Source organism: Pararcticibacter amylolyticus, assembly GCF_003130405.1.
In the GTDB taxonomy this organism is placed as follows: Bacteria; Bacteroidota; Bacteroidia; order Sphingobacteriales; family Sphingobacteriaceae; genus Arcticibacter; species Arcticibacter amylolyticus.
In genome coordinates, this window is the sequence record NZ_QEAS01000029.1 from 15037 (window position 1) to 35975 (window position 20939).

The 20939-nt window shown below is 46.4% G+C and carries 13 protein-coding genes; 1 reads left to right on the forward strand and 12 read right to left on the reverse strand.

Features of this window, described 5'->3' with window-relative positions; genetic code table 11:
* Window positions 1–13: 13 nt before the first annotated feature.
* The 8 genes from DDR33_RS23270 to DDR33_RS23305 form a co-directional block, all read right to left on the reverse strand.
* Complete coding sequence (locus DDR33_RS23270; RefSeq protein ID WP_109418209.1) at window positions 14–2110, reverse strand: glycoside hydrolase domain-containing protein; 2097 nt, start codon at window positions 2108–2110, stop codon at window positions 14–16.
* A complete protein-coding gene (locus DDR33_RS23275; protein ID WP_109418210.1) occupies window positions 2094–4394 on the reverse strand; it encodes a GH92 family glycosyl hydrolase in 2301 nt (766 codons plus the stop codon). The genes DDR33_RS23270 and DDR33_RS23275 overlap by 17 nt, the downstream gene beginning before the upstream one ends.
* Window positions 4395–4576: 182 nt before the next feature.
* Window positions 4577–6787: a hypothetical protein gene (locus DDR33_RS23280; protein WP_109418211.1), complete on the reverse strand. Its 2211-nt coding sequence runs from the start codon at window positions 6785–6787 to the stop codon at window positions 4577–4579.
* Between the two features lie 72 nt (window positions 6788–6859).
* Window positions 6860–7627: a DUF3823 domain-containing protein gene (locus DDR33_RS23285; RefSeq protein WP_158280845.1), complete on the reverse strand. Its 768-nt coding sequence runs from the start codon at window positions 7625–7627 to the stop codon at window positions 6860–6862.
* A 12-nt stretch (window positions 7628–7639) separates the two neighbouring features.
* Complete coding sequence (locus DDR33_RS23290; RefSeq protein WP_109418222.1) at window positions 7640–9577, reverse strand: RagB/SusD family nutrient uptake outer membrane protein; 1938 nt, start codon at window positions 9575–9577, stop codon at window positions 7640–7642.
* A gap of 10 nt (window positions 9578–9587) precedes the next feature.
* Window positions 9588–13007: a TonB-dependent receptor gene (locus DDR33_RS23295; RefSeq protein WP_109418213.1), complete on the reverse strand. Its 3420-nt coding sequence runs from the start codon at window positions 13005–13007 to the stop codon at window positions 9588–9590.
* Window positions 13008–13182: 175 nt separating this feature from the next.
* Window positions 13183–14148, reverse strand: coding sequence for a FecR family protein (locus tag DDR33_RS23300; protein ID WP_109418214.1), 966 nt, complete (start codon window positions 14146–14148; stop codon window positions 13183–13185).
* Window positions 14149–14214: 66 nt separating this feature from the next.
* Window positions 14215–14805, reverse strand: a complete 591-nt coding sequence (locus DDR33_RS23305; protein ID WP_109418215.1) for a sigma-70 family RNA polymerase sigma factor — start codon at window positions 14803–14805, stop codon at window positions 14215–14217.
* Between the two features lie 304 nt (window positions 14806–15109).
* On the opposite strand from DDR33_RS23305, the gene DDR33_RS23310 reads away from it, so the two are divergent.
* The gene (locus DDR33_RS23310; protein ID WP_109418216.1) at window positions 15110–17407 is read left to right on the forward strand and encodes a GH92 family glycosyl hydrolase; all 2298 of its coding nucleotides are present in this window, start codon (window positions 15110–15112) and stop codon (window positions 17405–17407) included.
* 203 nt (window positions 17408–17610) lie between these two features.
* Here DDR33_RS23310 and DDR33_RS23315 read toward each other — a convergent pair whose 3' ends face one another.
* The 4 genes from DDR33_RS23315 to DDR33_RS23330 all read right to left on the reverse strand — a co-directional run.
* On the reverse strand, window positions 17611–18144 hold the full coding sequence (locus DDR33_RS23315; RefSeq protein WP_109418217.1) for a hypothetical protein: 534 nt from the start codon (window positions 18142–18144) through the stop codon (window positions 17611–17613).
* Between the two features lie 166 nt (window positions 18145–18310).
* Complete coding sequence (locus tag DDR33_RS23320) at window positions 18311–18811, reverse strand: hypothetical protein (RefSeq protein ID WP_109418218.1); 501 nt, start codon at window positions 18809–18811, stop codon at window positions 18311–18313.
* 477 nt (window positions 18812–19288) lie between these two features.
* Window positions 19289–19675 carry a hypothetical protein gene (locus DDR33_RS23325; protein WP_146198836.1) on the reverse strand — a complete coding sequence of 129 codons (387 nt, stop codon included), beginning with the start codon at window positions 19673–19675 and terminating at the stop codon, window positions 19289–19291.
* Window positions 19629–20939, reverse strand: a 1311-nt coding sequence (locus tag DDR33_RS23330; RefSeq protein WP_317047470.1) for an RHS repeat domain-containing protein, incomplete at its 5' end; no start/stop codon positions are given. The genes DDR33_RS23330 and DDR33_RS23325, both read right to left, overlap by 47 nt.

The following is a 20939-nucleotide window of genomic DNA, read 5'->3' on the forward strand; positions in this document are numbered from 1 at the left end:
CAACAGCCAACCGCTATTCCCCAAACGCTGACACCCATTTCTCCTTGATCCACGTTCCGTCGGGCTTGTCCGATGCCACGATCACCATTGTTCCGCCAGCCATGATCTCCTGGTGGGTGATGTAATTCCTCGAAAGTTCTTTCCCGTTGAGGGTTACCTTCTGTATATATCTGTTCTTCGGCGACTGGTTCTCTACCCGGATGCTGAAAGATTTTTTACCGGGCCATCTGAATTCCACAGATTGAAACAGCGGCACATTGAGATAGTATACAGGCCAGCCTACACAAGCAGGGGAAAACCCGCAGGCAGCAAAAACATACCAGGCCGACATGGCGCCTGCGTCATCATCCATCGTACGCACATAGGCCTGCGGCTGGTTTTTATAAATGCGGTCAACGAAGGGATCTATCCCCCTGCTATTGTCATTAAAATAATACTGAACCACGGTATCTGCCGAGAGCTGGTACATCAGGGCCTGGGACTTCCATGGTTCGGAAGAAGCATTGTACATGAGAGGCACCTGCAGGTCCGGCTCATTCGCATGGTTGTAATAATCGTTCTGAAAGAACTGGTCGAGTTGTTTTTTATAGGGTTCAGCGCCCCCTGTGAGTTCAATAAGCCCCTTCACGTCAAAAGGAACAAACCAGCGGTATTGCCAGATGGTTCCCTGGTACAAGCCCCTTGCCTGCATCCTGTCAACGTCCGGACGAGTAATATCTTTAAAATCCTTGTTCCAGTACTCCTTATACTGAAGTGCTTTCTGTTTGTATTTATCACTCAGATCTTTCTTTTTCAGGATGGCGAGGATCTCGCTGAGGGCCCAGGTATCGTAACTGGACTCCAGGGCTTTGTCGGGCCTTGAAAAATCAAGCTGATCCACCTCCCGGATGAGTGATTCAATAATTTTATTGAAATCAATCTGATAGCCCTTACGGTAAGAATCAAGCAGAACCACGATGGAATGCTCCGTTCTGACGGTATTGGACGGTTCGTTCTGCGTAGCATAATCTTTTTTTCCAAACTGGTACAGGGAAGCCAGTGAGGCTGAAATATCTTTATACCTGCCGGGCCATGCAATGGAAAGCAGGGGAAGCTGAGTCCGGTAATTATCCCACACAGCCCAGCCATTATAGCGCTGATCCCTGGATTGCAGAAGAGCACCATTGGTACCCTTGTATTTACCGTCAGCTTCAGAGATCAGATAAGGAGACTGCACCGTACGGTACAAAAGCGAGTAGAATAGTTTCTCTTCCTCCTTATCACCCTTCACCCGGATGGTCTGTAATAATGAATTCCAGTCCGCCGAACTTTGCGCTTTCAGCGCATCAAATGAATCAGCATACAGGGAAGCTTTCGCATATTCCACACTGACAGAAGACAGGGCAATCCGGATCTCCGTTCCTGTTTGCCCGGCATCTATCCTTGCGGAAAGTTTATGGGCACTTCCATCGCTTAAACTTGTTCCTTCCCCGAACCGGATATAATAATATGTCCTGTATTTCCCGGCATGGCAGGTAGTCTTCGAATCGATCCAGCCGCTGAGAATATTACCGGCTGCCTGGTGTTCTTCATTGACAAAGCTGTTAGACAAGCTATGGCTCAGGTCAATGGAAAAGCCTTTCTCTCCCGAAGGAAACTTATACCGGTGCATGCCCGATTTCCCAATCACAGAGAATTCGGCTTGTATACCGTTGCTGAACGATACCGAATAATAGCCCGGTGATGCAGACTGGCTGGCTTTGATCAGTTCGCCAGAAGGATCACTGCCTGCAAAAGGCCGGATCAGGATAATCCCGCCGCTTCCCGTACATCCCACACCTTCAAAGCGGTTATGCGTAAAACCCAGGAATTTTTTAGCGTTATATTCATACCCTGTATGTGTATGCGGATAGGTCTGAGGCCCTATGCTCAGCATACTGAAGGGAGAGGATGCTGCCGGAGACATCTGTCCATGGTCACCGGAAGTGCCCAGAAAGACATTTACCAGTCCTGTAACATCAGGACCGGAAGCAGCAGATTTTGATTGTCCTTTTAAGACAGCAGGCAGGATAAAAAAAAGGCATAACACCTGAAACAGTGCTATGCCTTTTATATTATTTGTTTTTGTCATTCGAAAACGAATAAGGGAAATCCACCTTATTGGTTCCTCTTTGCTTGTTAGGAGCAGCCGACATTTTGTAATTCAGCACCGCACCTTTCTGAAGCTCCGAGTGGCTGAACCAGTTACGGGTGTAAGGCTTTCCGTTTAAGGTCAGCGTGCTCACGTAACGGTTTGCATCGCTGTTCTCAGGAGCGCTGATCACGATCTGCTTTCCGTTTTCCAGCTGAAGAGTTGCCTTTTTGAATAAAGGTGCACCCATTACATACTGATCAACAGCAGGAGTGACAGGGTAAAAACCGAGTGCAGAGAAAACATACCAGGCAGAAGTCTGGCCGTTGTCCTCGTCCCCGCAGTATCCGTCAGGCGTAGCCTTATACATCCTGTTCATTGTTTCACGCGCCCAGTATTGTGTCTTCCAGGGAGCTCCTGCATAATTGTAAAGGTAAATCATATGCTGAATAGGCTGGTTCCCGTGGGCATATTGCCCCATATTAGCGATCTGCATTTCACGGATCTCATGGATCACCCCGCCGTAGTAGCTGTCGTCAAACACCGGAGGCAGTGAAAACACAGAGTCAAGCTTCGTTACAAACTTCTCATTGCCGCCCAGAAGATCCACAAGCCCCTGAACGTCCTGGAATACCGACCACGAATAATGCCAGCTGTTCCCTTCAGTAAACGCATCTCCCCATTTAAAAGGATTGAAAGGTGACTGGAACTTACCGTCTTTATTCTTTCCGCGCATCAGACCGGTTGCCGGGTCAAAAAGATTCCGGTAGTTCTGGCTTCTCTTGGCATAGATGTCTATTTCTGATTTCGGTTTGCCAAGCGCCTTTCCCAACTGATAGATGGCAAAGTCGTCATAGGCGTATTCCAGTGTACGTGCAGCATTCTCGTTAATCTCCACATCATAAGGAACATATCCAAGGCTATTGTAATACTGGACTCCTTTCCGGCCTACCGCTGTCATCGGGCCTTCATTGTTGGCGCCGTGAACCAGTGCATCCCAGAGGGTATTAATATCGTACCCGCGCAATCCTTTGATATAGGCATCCGCCACAACAGATGCAGAGTTATTTCCGATCATGATATCGGCATATCCCGGACTTGACCACTCAGGCAGCCATCCGCCTTCTTTATAATCGTTGATCAGGCCTTCCTGCATCTCCTTGTTGATCGAAGGATACATCAGGTTCAGGAAAGGATATAAAGCCCGGAACGTATCCCAGAAGCCGGTACCTGCAAACATATAGCCAGGCAGCGTCTTTCCGTTGTAGGGGCTGTAATGGACGATCCGGTTCGAAGCATCCAGTTCATACATCTTATGAGGGAAGAACAGCGTACGGTACAGGCAGGAATAAAAAGTACGGACCTGGTCAACCGAGCCGCCCTCTACCTGGATCGCATTCAGGCGCTTGTTCCACAGAGCCTTCGCTTTCGCCATCGTTGCAGCAAAGCTGTCGTTCGCCAACTCTCTTTTCAGGTTCAGTTCAGCCTGCTCGATACTGATGAAAGACGAAGCTACCTTCAGGTTCACTTTCTCTCCTTTAGTTGTTTTGAAGCCGATAACAGCACCTGCATGATTGGCCGTCAGCTCCAGCCCGTCTCTCAGATCTTTCCCCTCCCACGTTTTATTAACCGTAAAATCCTTATCTACATAGATCACAAAATAATTCTTGAAATTAGGCAGCGGCCCCCTGCTGTACCGGGTGCTGTAGCCCACAATTTTCCTTTCGGAAGGAATGATTTTAATATAGGAGCCGTCCCTCTTGCTTTCGAAGGCGTCGATGACAATATAGGATTCGTCCGACTTGGGGAAGGTAAACCTGAACTGGGCCGCCCTTTCTGTCGGGGTAAGTTCCGTTGTCACATCTGCGTCTGCCAGGTAAACACTGTAATAATATGGCTTCGATGTTTCTGCTTTATGAGAAAACCAGCTCTCGCGGTCTTCTTCTGTGAAACGGAGCTTCCCGGTTACAGGCATAATCGAAAACTGGCCATAATCGTTCATCCAGGGAGAAGGCTGATGCGTTTGCTTAAAGCCCTTGATCTTTTCACTCTTATAGGTGTACGCCCATCCATCTCCCATCTTACCCGTCTGCGGTGTCCAGAAATTCATTCCCCAGGGAACTGCCACTGCGGGATACGTGTTGCCGTTTGATAATCCGGGATGGGAATCTGTTCCCATCAGCGGGTTTACATACTCGACAGGATCAGTAACCTTATTCACCGTCTGGGCCATCAGCCCTGCCGAAGATAAAATTAAGCCGATAGCAAGCGTTTTACTTTTCATTCTTTAAGCTTTATTTATGTTGGATGTGTGTTTAGCCTGTCTAAATAACCGATTTAAAGGTAACAGAGATTTATAATCTTTCCTCGCAATTAACAAATCGTTAACACGAATCCTTTCAATTTCCTTGCTGGCAATCCCGCTTTTAAAAACGATTTAGCAATTAAAAGAAAAATATTCCACTTTTACAAATTAACCTTTACCTGAACGCCGTCGGGCTGGTTGGCAAACCTCAGCCACAAGGTCTTTGAAGAAGCATCCCAGGAGTTTTCTGCGTCCCGCAAAATTTCACCCGACGGACCTGTCAACACGACGTTTTTGGGAGCGCCCGGCAACAGTACCCGCATCACATTCGTGGTGTTAAGCGGACTCTTGCAGGTAAACGAATACGTTTTCCCCTGAAACTTCTCTTCATATACCCTGCTGGCAGATGCCAGCACCTGCGGCCTGGTCTTGTCTTTCACCCGGCCGGCATTATAAAGCAGGGCCTGCTCTCCGGGCTGAACGTTCTTCTCTGATAATACAGGTAGTGCAGGGTCGTAGAGATCAATAACAGGGCCTTTAACTCTGTATGACTGAGAATGTTCATTTTCATCCAGAACGGCGACAATATCATATGGACCTCTTTCCAGGTACATGCTGTTTTTAAATACAAGCTTGCCCGCACCGGATTTCTCCGCATACAGCCTGCTTACTTCTGCCAAAAGCTTGCTGTCGCCTTTCTCCTGCATCACAAACTCCTTTGGATCCGACCGCAAAACATACACAAGTCCTTTCCCGTACGGGTACCGGCCTTCCCCTGGTTTTTCATCCATGTTCATCAAACCGAACAAATGACCAGAGGGCGCAGCATACCGGTGCTCTCCGGTATTCCACCATTCTTTGATCGTCTGATAGGGATCATTATCCCTTCCGCAGTAAACCAGTACTCCCCCGTTCTTTACCCAGCGGGCCAATTCGGTGTGCGCATCCGGCTTCAAAGGCTTCATGTTCGAATACGACATCAGCAGAACACGCGTATTTGCCAGCGTCTCCTTATAGGCCAGGTTTTCTAAATGCACCGTACTTACAGGGACGCCCCTCTTGAGAAACGGCAGGGCAAGTCCGTAAAAATTGGACAGCTGGGGGTCTTCATATCCCTGATGGACCGGGAACCGCTGGAACATCAGCGAATTAGCCATCAGCACGCTTATCCCTGCCGAACCACTCACTTTATTCTCTGAAACCGGCATATCATTGAGCGTATTGATCATCGCCTGCATCTGGGTAGAATAATGCTGAGGGATCCGCTCTCTTTTATCGCTATTCGCGCTTGTGCGGTACAAGCCCTCATAGATCCGGTCAGGCCAGGGCATCACCTCGTAATCAGCGATCTTCGGGTAAAGCAGCTGCGCCGTAAATGTCGCTTCATAATTCTTTTTATAGTCCGCCCAGTCGCGCGCCCGGTCCTCAATCGGATCCGTCAGGAAAAACATCTTCCGGTGCGTCGGGGCAGTCATAGATTCCATGGAGCCATATTCCAGGAATGCGGTCTCGAAAACCCGTTCCTTCTCTTTCCCGTTAAAGAAATTCGGTTCACGCGAAGTTCCCGTCCACACCTGCGCAATATACCCGTCCACACAGTCCAGGGAAGCCAGGCTGGCTTCGGGACTGACGATCATCCATTGTGAATAATTGACCAGCGAGTGCGTGGGCACATAGCACCGCACATTCATCCCCTTGCTTTTTCCGTATTCTTTAGCATAGGTAAACACTTCCTTCAGCGCATTAAAGTAGAGCTGATACTTGAGCTTATTAGACAGGTAGGTATTTTCAGGTGATTCGTGCTGCGGACGCCAGTCGAAGCCGTAATATTTCTTCCACTCCCTTTTAAATGCATCGCTGTACCCGGCACGGGCCCAAAACTCCGGCTCCTCCATATAGATCGCATCTATCCCCGCATCAATCACACGCTTCACATGCTTTTCCTTCATATACTTCAGAAAATTCTCCGTCGGTACAATATAAGGAACCATATGCCCGTGCCAGATGGTGTCCCCGCTCCTTTGCACCTGCCCCTCATTCAGGTGCCATTGCCCGTCCCACTTGCCTGTAAAATAATCCTGGTATTCACCCCAGGCAATCCCTGTCATAAAATGAGTGGTGTATCCTCTGTCGCGCCACGATTGTACCCTCTCCTCAAAGGTCTTTCCCTTCACCCTGTCCGAAGGATTTCCTCCCACGCCATAAACAATCGCCACGTCCGCCCGGGTATCCGTTACCGGCTTCCAGTGCTGTGAAGTTTGAAAAGTCGTCTTTTCGCGTTTCTTACCCTTTCCGCCGTCATCTGGCCTTTTCATAAAGACAGATGCCCCCGCTGCGATAAGCATAAAATACAGTACAGCTTTCTTATTCATAAATCTTGGTTTATATAATCAGTGTGTGTAAAGATCCTCTTTCCCTGCCAGAGAAAGAGGATCTCATAATAGCTATTGAAGCACTTTTACCAGCCTGGGTTCATTGTAATTAAACCGCTGAACGCCTTCTACGGAGTAGTTTATCCGGGCTCCCACCCTGATATAGTAATCTCTCTCCATCGAAAAATTACCGCTTGTAGTGATGGTCAGAACAGTTCCGGGGGATACCCGCGCAGCTTCACCCGTGACCCTCGTAGTATAGCGGTTATCATAGTTGTGATCTCCGACATAATAGCTGGAGGAATTGATAAACAGGACTACCTCGCTCACATCCTGCTGAAAATCAGGATTGGCAGTTCCCCTGGTCACCCTTACCTGTACGGTAATACTTCCATTCTGATTGAGGACGGGCTCTCCCACCCATTCCACATTCAGGAATGGTTCCACCTCGAACGTCATGTCGGCGGTGCCTTTTATCTCGAGTGTCTGGCTGCCGTCGGCAATCGTGTTGCCGCTGGCGTCTTTGCGGACCAGCGGAACAAAAGGCCCTTGAGGCTCCACATTGTAGGTTCCTTTAAAGATCCTGGTATTGTTAAAGGAGCCGTCCTGCATGCAGGTAAAATAATACGGAGTCGGGTTATCGCTCCAGCTCAGTTCCAGCAATTTAAGGCGGATGCCTTTGTCGCCCGGTTCCGTCTGAACCGGGGCTTTTGTTGCCTTATCGATGATCTTTCCCTTCAATGTTTCTGCCGGAGCATCATAGTTGTCGAGCTTCGAACAGGAAAACACGGTGCAGGACAGACATAACAGGAGGCAATATAATAAGTGATTTCTTTTCATGATCATATCAAATTAATAACCTGGATTCTGTATCAAATTAGGACTCTTGGTGATCTCTGCCGGATCGATCTGCTGGTAATACCACCTGGTATCGAAGGTAAACACCCCGTTCTTTTCCTCAAAACGGTCGTCAAAGAACCACTTCCCGGCTTTCTCGGCGTAAAAAGGCATCAGAGCACGGTAGGTCCTGCCGTTTTGCTCATCATCCATGATCCGCCACCGCTTCAGGTCCCACCAGATCTTGTTCTCAAAGCTAAGCTCTTTTCTTCTTTCCTTCCGGATGATATCAATTGAGGTCAGTGCAGCCTGACCCGGCAGCACATTAGCCCCCGCCCTTTCCTGGATTTGCCGGATACACTCATACGCATCCCCCCTGTAGTCGGCACCGCTGGCACCCGCAAGGAAGAGTTCATAGGCTGCTTCCGCCCGGTTCAGCAGCACTTCCGCATAACGCATTTCAATCCAGGTCTGTGCGGAACGGTTCTCCACCACCTCGTTCGCCGGCATGGAGGGATTCAGCCATTTACGAACAGAGAAGCCGGTTAACGCCGGACCAGGTGTTCCGTAAAAACGTCCGCTCCGGCCTGCCGCCGTCATATTGGTTCCGTTGGGCAGCTGACGAATGGTCTGTGCCTTGTCTGGACCGGCTGATGTAACGAGCACATTGCGGTTCGAAGAATTTTCATACGAAACCCTGCTGCCTGCCGGCAGTAAAGAGGAGATCCCTCCTGCCACTTCCCCGGTGTAAATACCCCGCCAGATCTCCACCACCTGGTTCTTAAACAAATCACCCGGAAAAATCACCGTAGCTCTCAGCCGGGGTTCCGCGTTCGCAAACAAATCCATCTGCTTATCATAAAGCCTGTATTTACCCGCTCCGTCATACACGTCCAGCTTCCCGTTTCTCATGGGCAGTCCGTCAAACATCTCCACGAAGTCAAGAGTGGGGTTCACGGCAGATGAATACCCTCCTACCATAAACTGGTATGGAATATTATAAACATCATATCCATGAACAGACTCAGGATAACCGTATTGCCTGACAAAAATATTCTCTGGACTGCCTGCCGCAAAGAACAGGTCTATGTAGTTTTGATACTGCGCTTCCTTATCATCTGCTTTCCATCCGCTTTTATACAAAGAGTAAACGCCTTCCAGCAATTTCGCCGCATCATAGCTCTTCCTGAAATAGTCTGCCGCCTTCGCGGAGGGAATGCCGCACAGCTGCCGGTTTTCGTTATCGAAAAGCGTCACCTCGTTATATTTAGCAATAGATCCGGCAAACAACATCGCACGTGACTTAAAACCAGCTGCCGCATATTTATTCGCCCGGCCTGTCTGGTTCTTCTCCGGCAGCATCGAATAGGCCTTATCTAAATCTTCGGCTATTTTGTTGTAGGTAGCCTCTTCAGACGAGCGCGGAATACGGAGCTCTTCAACGCTCTGCTCCGGATAGCTCAGTACATCTTCTATGATGGGAACACCGCCGTAACGTTTTACCAGTTCAAAATAGGTAACAGCACGGATGAAATAAGCCTCCCCCAGCCAGGTATTCACCTGCTCCTCCGAAAAGCCGGAAGATGTTTTGTACCCCGGCAGGGTCTTCACAAAGTAGTTAACGTCACGGATCAGCCTGTACGCATTTCCCCAGTAGAAAACAGCCTCTGTCTCAGCGGAAGTTTGATTATTACTTAAAGCTTCCCCTGTGATAGTGGGGAAAGGGTCGATAATCCAGAAATCGTTAAAACCGCGTCTCGGCGTATAGCGGAAATCTTCTATAGGCAGCTGGGCATACATGCGCGCCATGTAACTTCTGATCCCGTTCTCACTGCCGAAAAGATCTTTGTCCTGCACGATGTTCATGGGCGGTACTTCAAGTTTGGTACAGCCCGGCCCTGTGAATACTAGTATAAGCACTAGCGATATGATCGTATATCCTGATATCTTCATGATGAAAGAATTAAAACTTAACATTCAGCCCAACGGTGTATATCCTGCTCAGAGGATACAGATTCCCCCAGCTTTCATTGGGATGCTCGGGATCGAGCTCTATACTTTTGACCGTAAACAGGTTATATCCGTTAAAATACACCCGTGCGTTCTTCACCCCTACGGAACTGACAAACTTTACAGGAAGAGTGTACCCCAGTTCGAGGCTCTTCAAACGCAGGTAACTCGCGTTATGCATATTAAACCTCGAATTTTCATCGGGCAGGGTGCCGGTATAAGCATATTTCCCCGATATCCACTGTGTTGTATGGTCGTACGGATCAGCCGAGGGATCCACTGGACGCCACCTGTCCATAAAATAGTCCAGGGCATTCGACTGCTCATTTCCCCACATAGGCTCCCGCAGCTGTTCAATGTATTTAACATAGCTCAGGGCTGATCCCTGGAACAGAGCATTCAGATCAAAGCCTTTCCATCCGGCTCCGATATTAAAGCTGAAATTAAAGAATGGGCTCTGACTATCCTGATAAACAATCGGATATTCATCAAGAGAACTAATTACACCGTCACCGTTCCAGTCTTCATAGATATAGTCTCCGGGTAAAGTCCCCCGCCCATAAAAAACAGGGCTGTTCGCGATGTCACTGTATGAGGAAAACCGTCCGGCTTCTCCATATCCCCTGTGGAAATTCTGGTTGCGGTTTTCATTGTTGTTCCTCCAGTTCTCATAAGAATTCCCTGCCCTGGCACGCTCATCATGAAGTTTCCGGATCCGGGTGACGGTCAGCATTCCCCTTACGTTATAGGTAAAGTCACGAAGTGTCTTCCGGTGAGTCAGTTCAAGTTCAAAACCTCTTGCGCGGTCGCCGTTAAGGTTTTCCTGGGGAAGCTCAGCCCCCACAACTCCCGGTAAACTGAATGTCCTTTTCTCCAGGAGGCCCGTTCTTGTCCGGTTAAAATAATCAACCGTCCCCCCCAGCAGCCCATTCCACATTTCGAAATCTACCCCGAGGTCAAACATCTTCGAAGTAAACCATGTAATGTTTGGATTGGGGATTCCCCTGCTTGAAGCAGCATTAACAAAAGTGCCGTCAAAGAAATACCCGTTAGGCAGTTTATTATAGTCTCCGGGCGACGGATAGTCATACCCTGTGATAAACTGGTAGGTAGAAGCAACATCATCTCCCATTTTGCCATAAGAAGCACGCAGCTTGAAATTATTAAAGAAATCAAGGAAGGAGTTTTTCCAGAAAGCTTCTTCCGAAGCCCTCCACCCGGCAGATACAGCGGGGAAAAATCCCCAGCGCCTGCCGCTCCCGAAGAGAGAGGAACCGTCTCTCCTGAAACTGAACTCAGCCAGGTATTTAGACCGGTAATCATAGGCTACCCTCCCTACGATCCCCATGTTGGTCTTCTCGTAAAGATCATTCTGGTTCGAACTCATGCTCCCCTGCTGGTTCTTGCTGTTCCCGGCAAACAGCTGATCGACGTCAAGGGCCATTTCTCTCTGCGCATAAAAGTTATCACCGGTCCTTTTTTGTCCTTCCAGCAAAGCAAGCGCGGATACCGTATGCGCCTTGTTAAACGTACGGTTGTAGTTTAACGACAACTGGTACAGAGACGTACCTTTTGTAAAGTTCTCTCTCCTGAATGTCCCCGGGCTTTGCATCTTGTAGGGAGTATACATATCCTGCGCACCATCATACTCATACAGCGTGAATTCTTTTTTATACTGCCTGTTATCCGCCACCTGGTAATCGTAGCTGAACATGCCCTTTGCTGTCAGGCCTTCCACTTTTGGAATATCCAGGGAAAGGGTCATGGAAGACTGGAACCATTTATTCCCGAATTCTTTATACCCGCTCAGGTCAGCATCCATCATGGCTACCGCGTTCTCCCCTTCTATATACCCGCGCTGAAGATATTGGGGATTATTATTGGCATACAACGGCTGGATAGCGGCGGCACGCTGAAACGTCCGGATGATCCAGTCAGAATTGGTATAGGGCTGTTCCTTCTTGTCCGAGATCCCGCTCAGGTTCAGATCCAGGGTCAGCAGCTTCGAGATCTTTGCCGAAAGATTGGAGCGGACGTTAAACCGGTCGTAGTTCAGGCTGTTGCTCCTGATAAAAGATTCCTGTTTAAGATAGCCAACGCTGGTGTAGAAACGCATTTTCTCATTTCCCCCGGTCGCATTCAGGGAGTGCTGCGTCTGGGGAGCTGTCGAACGCATCACCGCGTTCCACCAGTCGGTACCCTGTTTCGTCCCGTTCCGGTAGGCATCAATCTCTTCCTGCGAAAACTGCCTGTTTCCTCCGTTGACATTGTGCATCAGTTTTTCATTCCGCAAAACCATCCAGTCCGCTGCACTGACGCTTTTAGGAGAGCCTGTGGGATTCTGCAAACCGAAACTTCCGGTATAGTCGAGGTCAAGCGATCCGGATTTTCCCTTCTTCGTCGTAATCAGAACAACCCCGTTGGCGGCCCTTACCCCGTAGACGGCAGCCGACGCATCCTTCAAAACCGAGATGGATTCAATATCATTCGCATCCATCCTGGTAATGTTATCGCGGGGCACCCCATCGATCACCACCAATGGCGACCCTAGCCCCCTGATGTCAAAAGAGTTATTAAAAGACCCCGGTTCACTGCTTTTCTGAACCACGCGGACTCCCGGCAGTTTACCTGTCAGCATGTTCTGCACGTTCTCATTCCGGGTCGTTAAAATTTCGGAGCTCGTAATAGAGGCTACTGCGCCGGTAAGGGTGGCCTTTTTCTGGGTGCCGTAACCCACTACCACTACTTCCTGTAAGCTTTTCGAGGATGATGGAGCCAAACGGACGGTAAAACTTCTGGTATTCCCAACCCGGACCCTTTGAGTCTCATAACCTATGAATGAAATGAGCAAGGTATCCTGTGGCTCTGCGTTTATCTTAAACTGCCCCTGCACATCCGTGACTGTACCTGTATTTTTTCCGGCCACTCTTACCGAAGCGCCCGGCAGGGCAAGCCCGTTCTCATCTACCACTTTACCGGTCAGCGGTCCCTGGAGCTTTTCAGATCCGGAAACAGGGCGCACCTCTTTCCTGCTGATCACGATGACGTCGTGAACTTCACTGAAATACAAAGGCTTATTATCCAGAATCTGGTTAAGCACAGATTCAAGACTCACATTCGAGAATGAAAGCTCTGGTATTATGTAGTCCTTCAACAGCCGTTTGTCATAAGCAAAGGTGACCCGGGCTGTTTTTTGCAAATCGATGATCGCCGTTTCAAGCGATCCTTTCTTTAATTTTATGGTTACCGGAGTTTCTTTCAATCCCTGTCCGCTTTCGGAAAAAGCAGCTGACAAGGGCAGTGAAAGAAAACAAACAAGCACCATAGTAAGGATGATCCTTCCTGTTTTACATTTAGTTAGTAGTTTTTTCATTTTTACTATGTTTAAGTTTATGATGGAGTTCTGCTATACCTGGAAAATTTTCCAAAAGCAGAATACGGCCTATTGGCAGAATCATTTTTCTTTACATATCCCAACCTCCTTTCTGGTTAATGGAAATTCACCCGGCTGGAATTGCCGGCATCATGTTTTAGAATTGATACATTTTTTAATCGGTCTTGTGGACCGGTCTTCTGACATAAAAGACGTTATTGCTCCGTCTGACCTTCAGATTGTGAATAGCCGCGAGAATGTCAACAGCCTCACTGGCGCTCATAGTAACAGGTAGAATAGTCGTATATCTTGTAGTTTTTCTGATAGTTTCATCTTCCGCAACAATACTGACTCCAAAGCCTTTCTTCATCAGAACCGCCATATCATCAAAAGAAAGATCATCAAACAGCAGGCTTCCTTTTGTCCAGGCTGCATCCTCCTTCTTATTCCGCACGCTGACAGACTTCGTCTTCTTGTCGTAAACCAGTTGTTGTCCCCTCTCGAGTATATTGGATTGGGTATCTCCGGGTAAAACCTTTACCTTCCCGCTGAGCACCTCCACAGTTAACCGGCTCAGTTCCTGATAAGCAGAAACATTAAAGGATGTTCCCAGAACATTGGTGGTAACCTTTCCGCTCGAAACAGTAAACGGCCTTGAGGGGTCAGTTTTTACATCGAAAAAAACTTCCCCGTCTATTATGGTTACCCGCCTTTCCTTCGAAAAGTCATCCTGGATTCTGATGGTACTTCCCGCATTAAGCGATAACAGGGTACCATCAGACAACCTGATATTCTTCCTTTCCTTCGGTCCGGTGGTAATTTCTGTATAACGGGCATTTACCGGGCTTCTGCCGTCCTTCCTGAGCAGGATCCAGCATGCCGCTGAAACAGCCACCAGGAGTGCAGCTGCTTTAAGCCATCCGGGCAATCTGAAACTTTTTACAACCTTTCCCTGACCGCTTTCATTCATGATCCGCTCCCATATATCCTCCTTCACCCCGGCTTCTTCTTCATCAGACAAAGGCCTTATGCGCTCCGCATCAAAAGACTGATACCACTTGTCTACCTCTCCCCTTTCCTTTGCCTTCGACTTTCCTGAGAGATAATCCCTAAAGACCTGTTTTACTCTTTGAGTCTTCATAAGCTTTCACTTTATCTTATTATATGAGCAAGGGGACTTCAGTACCAGAGGGAAAATAAATTTTTTTTAAAGGTGCAGCAGAGCCAGCAGTATCAGGGCAAAATCAGTTACTTTCTTTTCACTCAATTGCCTCCTTAAACGCTTCAGAGCCGTTGTTAGCTGGTTCTTCACAGTCTGTTCAGATAAATTCAGCTGTACAGCAATATCATGAATGGAAACATCTTCCTCCCGGCTTAACCGGAAAATTTGCTGCATACGTACCGGCAGTTTACAGATCTCCAGTTCTATTACATCTTTCAGTTCTTTGATCTCCAGCGAATTAAACGACAAGACCCGTTCCTCCGAACTGAAAACGCTCATTCGTTTAATCTCAGAAGCAGTATAAGCATAATAAGCGATAATCCGGTATTTGAGAGCCGTATAGAGGTACGGCGCTATCAGGCCATCTTTGTCGGGCTGTATGGTATATCTTCTCTTCCATAACGTCGTCATTAACTCCTGCACCATGTCTTTAGCAGTGTCCTCATCTACCCTCTGCCTGGCTTTATCAAAAAGCCCGCGCCAGTACCGCTCGTATAATTTCCTGAATGCAAAAGAATTATCCTGCCTGATTAACTCCATCAGACCGGAGTCGTGAATATGTTCTGAAAGCTCCATTATTAACCGGTTAGTTGTGAAAATAACGATCAACCTCATAACAAAGATAGCAGAAAAAACGTTTTAGCAACAAATTGACAAAACGTTTTTTCAATGAATTACTTACCTCAACCTTTGCCGTCCATATGAAAGTCAGCTCTCCAATAGGTCCAATATATTAAGCCTGCGGCATTTCAAACCTCCTTTCCTTTTCTGACCACGGTATTGAAATAGCTGTTAACAAAACATTAACACGCCTGGATAAAAACGATTTAGCGAAATTATGTATCGTTGCATAGTCATTGGACTCAATCCATTCAATATCATGTTAAAAAAGCTAACTCATCTTACAATTTTCCTGTCGGCGATCTCTGCCGGGCTTCAGGCTCAGCCGGCAGACAAGCTCACCAGCTTTGTGAATCCCTTTATCGGAACAGGAGCGGTAGACGCATCCAGCTTGTCAGGCAGTAACTTTCCGGGAGCAACAGTACCGTTTGGGTTCGTACAGCTCAGCCCCGACACACAGGACAACCCGGATAACCCGGCTTCCGGGTACGACCACAACGATAAAACTATCGTCGGCTTCAGTCATACCCACCTCAGCGGAACTGGGGTGGCCGACCTGTTCGATGTCCTTTTTATGCCGGCTACCGGCGAGGTCAAAACAGTTCCCGGTGAAGCAGATAAGCCAGGCAGCGGCTACAGGTCCAGGTTCTCCCACAACGAAGAATCCGCCAGGCCCGGCTATTACCAGGTGAAGTTGTCAGACTACAATGTGAATGCCGAGCTAACCGCAACCGAGCATACCGGTTTTCACCGCTACACTTTTCCCGCCGGGGCGAAGTCGCAGGTCATCATTGATATGAACCACTCCCTCAATAAAAAGAGATCTTACTGGTCATGCCGGATCATAGGAGCCGAATTAAGGGTGATCGATAACAAAACCATTGAAGGCTACAGGATCCTGACAGGCTGGGCAAAAATGAGGAAGATATATTTCCGTGCCGAGTTTTCAAGACCGTTCAGCAGCCACAAGATGATCAACGGGCAGCGGGTTTATGAAAACGAGGTATTTGTAAACGGCACGAACATTAAGTCGGTACTCAATTTCGGAGAAAACAACAAAGAGCCGCTGCTGGTAAAAGTAGGGCTTTCCCCTGTCAGCCTTGAAAATGCCAAAATGAATATGGACCAGGAGATCTCAGGCTGGGATTTCGAAAAGGTGGTCAGCGAGGCAGAAAACAAATGGGAACAGGAGCTGGAAAAGATCCATATCGAAGGGACAAAAGAACAAAAGCAGATCTTCTACACAGGACTCTACCATGCCTTCACCCAGCCCAATAATATGGCCGACGTGAACGGCGAATACCAGGCGAGCGATTTCACCATCCGCAAGGCAGATGACAAGAAACATTATTCCACCTTCTCCCTTTGGGATACCTACCGCGCCGCCCATCCCCTCTATACCCTTATACAGCAGGAGCGCACAGCTGATTTTATCAACAGCATGTTCCGCCAGTACGACACCTACGGATATCTTCCCATCTGGCAGCTTTGGGGTGACGAAAACTATTGCATGATCGGCAACCACGCCATTCCTGTAATCGTAGACGCAGCCCTGAAAGGACTCAAAGGGTTTGATATCGGCAAAGCATATGAAGCAGTCAAAGGATCATCCGTGAGAACCCATCCCGGTTCACCTTTCGACCTCTGGAACAAATACCACTTCATGCCCGAAAACCAGCAGTCACAGTCGGTCTCCATTACTCTGGAAATGGCTTATGACGACTGGTGCGTGGCCCAGCTGGCAAAGAAGCTGAACAAGACGGATGATTATACGTACTTCATGGCAAGATCCATGTATTATAAGAACCTGTACGATTCACAAACCGGCTTCTTCCGTGCTAAGAACGACGACGGCAAGTGGGTTTCCCCCTTCAATCCCCTGCAGTACGGCGGAAACGGCGGCAATCCCTACACCGAAGGAAATGCATGGCAGTATTTCTGGTATGTGCCCCAGGATGTAAAAGGCCTGATCAGCCTCGTAGGCGGCGACAAGGCCTTCATTACCAAACTCGATCAGTTTTTTACACTTAAGGACCTCCCCGGCGAAGTGAACGGCAATGCCTCCGGCTTTATCGGCCAGTATGCCCATGGAAATGAGCCCAGCCATCACGCCGCTTACCTGTACAATTACGCAGGCCAGCCATGGAAAACACAAGCCTACGTTGCCCAGGTACTCAACGAACTCTACAACAACTCTTTTTCCGGCTATTCCGGCAACGAAGACTGCGGCCAAATGAGCTCCTGGTACATCTTCAGCGCTATGGGCTTCTACCCTGTCAACCCCGCCAACAGCATTTATGCCATTGGCTCCCCGGTATTGCCCAAAGCAGTCATCCACCTTCCCGGAAAAGACTTTACCGTAACCACTAAAAACCCTTCAAAGAAGAACCTGTACATACAATCGGTAAAACTCAACGGCAAGAGCTATAACAAAACCTACATTACCCACCAGGATATTGTAAAAGGCGGAACCCTGGAATTCACCATGGGCCCGCAACCCAATAAAAAATGGGGTGTAAGCGCAGATGCAAGGCCTTTGGACAGTGCGTTTAAGTAATATTTAATTTGAGTCAAAAAAAAAGAGTGTCTCTCAGCAATAAGCTGAAAGACACTCTTTTTCATTAATTTCAAAACTTGCGAACCGTTGATTACTTAAAGTAGCAGTCCTTTTATGAGTACTTTCTTTTTTATGACCTGACTATCCTTGTTGCATATTCACTTTTACTACTCGAGCGTTAAAATATGAGCAGCCCAAATAACTCAGTCCATTCCATCTCGTTCCTGTTTAAAAAAATTCAGAAACTTTATACTTTCTATATCCAGCCCCTCTAGCCCTTTAAATCCTTTCATCTTTTTTATTATTCTTGTTGCTATAATGATAGAGTTGTCAAACATATCTGAGTGCTCACGCTCCTCTTTTCCGATTGCTCTGACGTCCCAGGCTTCTATTAATCTAATCATATATTTTGAAAAACTTATATTTTCGTCAAATCTAAAACTACCCTGGTTATAACTATAATTTATGCGCCCTGTATTATTCCATATTGAGGCTATAATCTCACCACTTTCGACACTGGTTGATTCCATGATGTATAATGTATCTGATTTACCAGCAAAACACAATTTACCCAAGGAATCTAGCTTTAATCTGACTTCATTATATCGGTCTGGGCCGATCTTTCTAACCCGGCTTTCCAACTGATAGTTGCTGACAGCCCACGACATTGCTGAAAACGTCTGAGATTGAGCTGTCAGACAGAGCAATACAAAGAAGCTTAAAATAAGTACTCTCATTCTGTTAAATAAAAACAATATCAACTTACCCACACCCAATCCAAGGCTTCAGCCCATTTTGGGGGTCCTCTATCTGCTGGAAAATCACTCTTAATTTTTTTCCTAGTTCAATGCTTTGGCCTCCGGTATTCACCTTTCTCAAGGAATCATTTTGTGTGATATTGTTTTAACTGGAACCGTTTATTCTTAGATCGTAAAGTTTCCCTTTATTAAGGTTAACTTTTACGTTCCAATAGTTACTGCAACCATCCAACACAAAAATCAGATCTTTATTCAGCTTTGAAAGCTGGTCTTTCTCCCTACGAATAAAAAAATTAACCCATATTATTTTGTCATTATTTTGATCAAAATATCCAATATATTGTCTGGCGTACTTTGAAAGATTCTTGTGGATCACAGGGCAGTTTCCCCCTTGATTGATTAACGGCTTATTAATAAAAACAAGTTGTTCTTTAATAAGCTGTTCCACTCTTAATACATCTTCTTTAATAGGGGTGTACCGTTCTTTTACATCGTCGAAATGCACTAACGAGGATCTATACTCCTTTGGAAAGATATATCCCTCAATTTTTTTTTCTCTAATACAACCATCGAACAGCTTTGATTGTACACAACTAACAAGCAAGCAAGCTATTAAAACACTGACAATTAAAAATTTAACATTCATGGCGCTTTGGGAAAATTAGTACTAGCTAAACCTCATTGTGCACTACAAGGATGAAATTCAACGGCATTTTTATTCGCATCATCACTATTATTACCTACACATCTTTCAATCTTAACACTCGTCGCAGGATTATCTATTCCTTCAACATTGCTCCTCCTTAACTTCCACTCCCGACTGCATTTAAACTATAGACTGCTGACTAACCATTTAAAGATCCGTTTTCTTTAACTCCGTCACTGGTATAAGCCGTTCCATTTTTATTATAAACTCTATCATTCTGATACATAAGCTAATTCCCTTTGAGAACGATCAAAATATTATCTCCGTTAAAATCAATATTGAGCACAGGATTTTAGCGCCGTATTGATAAAAGGAAAAGGAAAGATATATCTCTGCAATCTATCTATCACATTAAATCTCCCATTCATGGCATTCTGGAACTCTATCTCGTAATCGTGCCGATCTTAATACTTAATTTTATGTTGTAAACCTTAAATATAAATAGCTATAAACTATTAAGTATATTATAATAAATGCCCCTAGCTCGATAAAAAAGATTTTTTTCAAACCTGTCTTACCAATTCCAATGACATTCCTAAAAAGGAAACTTACTAAAAATGCAAGTCCAGCGAAAGCTAAACTGATTATAACTATCAATAAACTACGCTTAATAAATGTGCCACTTTCGGTCATAATGGGGCTTCCCTCTCCATTTGCATTAGAAGCTCCTAAAAAACTAAGGCCTATTAAACTAAACGCTATAATATTAATTACTGCCAATGAAGAGTAAAACATTGCCTTATAAATAATAATCGAATTAATCTTCATCTTCTTTCTCCTTTTCTCTTTTAAATGTATATCCATTTTTAGTTTCTGTTACTGTCCATCTACCATTGGATAGTATTTTCTTTGCATCAGGACCAAACTTGGCCATAACATCTTTTATTTTTTTGATATTAGCCGTTGTCACAGTAGCGCCGTGATTACCCCCAAATCCAGGTTTTTTTCCATTAAGAGTACTAAAATTCATATAAACATCTACACCTTCTAGACGCTTTGATGGAGAGATTCCATCCCCCTGAAAATGTGATTGAATAGAAAATGTTTCTATCGGGCTACTAAATTTATCATCCACTTCATCAGGTGATAAGTAAAGCATATTTTCAACCGTTTGTCCCTTAGATATTAAGTATGCTGCCATGCCCGCCGCAAAGCCTCCACCTTCACTATGGCTAACAAACTTGAAAGTTTCACCCTTTTTCATGCCTTTAATAAGATCATCGTAGTTTTCCATTGCATATTGCATACCCCGTTCATATCTATCACCTGCATCCTGATCTATCCCAACATAAGATGAGCCATCTATAAATTCGTTTAACTCGCTATTTGTAGCACCCATAAATTGACGGGACGAAGTAATAAAAGTGGGGCTAAAGAAATTCCAATACTCTTCTTTTGCTGCTCCGGGGGCAAAACCACCAAGATTAAGCAGACGACTAAAAAAACCGTTGACATAAATTATTTTTCGTCCGTCAACATCATAAGCAATAGCTGGATTGTTTGCAACATAAGCATAAGGGGAGATTATATGATATTTCTCCGCCAGCGGATCGGCTACATCCCACCTCCCGATCACCGCATCATAGAACCTCGCCCCATAATCATACTGCCCTATCGCCAACCCTGTCTGCAATTCCTTCCCGTTATATTTATACCGGTTATCAGGGCTTGGCGTCAGCCGGTTCCGGTTTAGCTCCATCCCGAAAGCATAATAATCCGGCGTTTGCAAGATACTTCCATCCTGCTTCACCACTGCACGGGTGTTGCCCAAGTGATCCTTTAGCATATATTCATAACTATAAGTACCTCCTGTGTTCACCGCCCTCCCCTCTTCCGTCTGAACAAACTCAATGTTTCCATTGTTGCCATATTCGATGCCTCCGATATAATCACGGTTGCCTCCTGCTGTCTCCTTTCTTAGCTTTCTTCCTGTAGCATCGTAAAGATAACTAATTGATTCTCCAGTTGATCCTTTTGTTACCTTTTTCGAAAGGTTCAGATGATTGTACTCGAAGTTTAGTCCTTTACGGCTGTCTGTCCGAAGATTCCCATTCTGATCATATGAGTA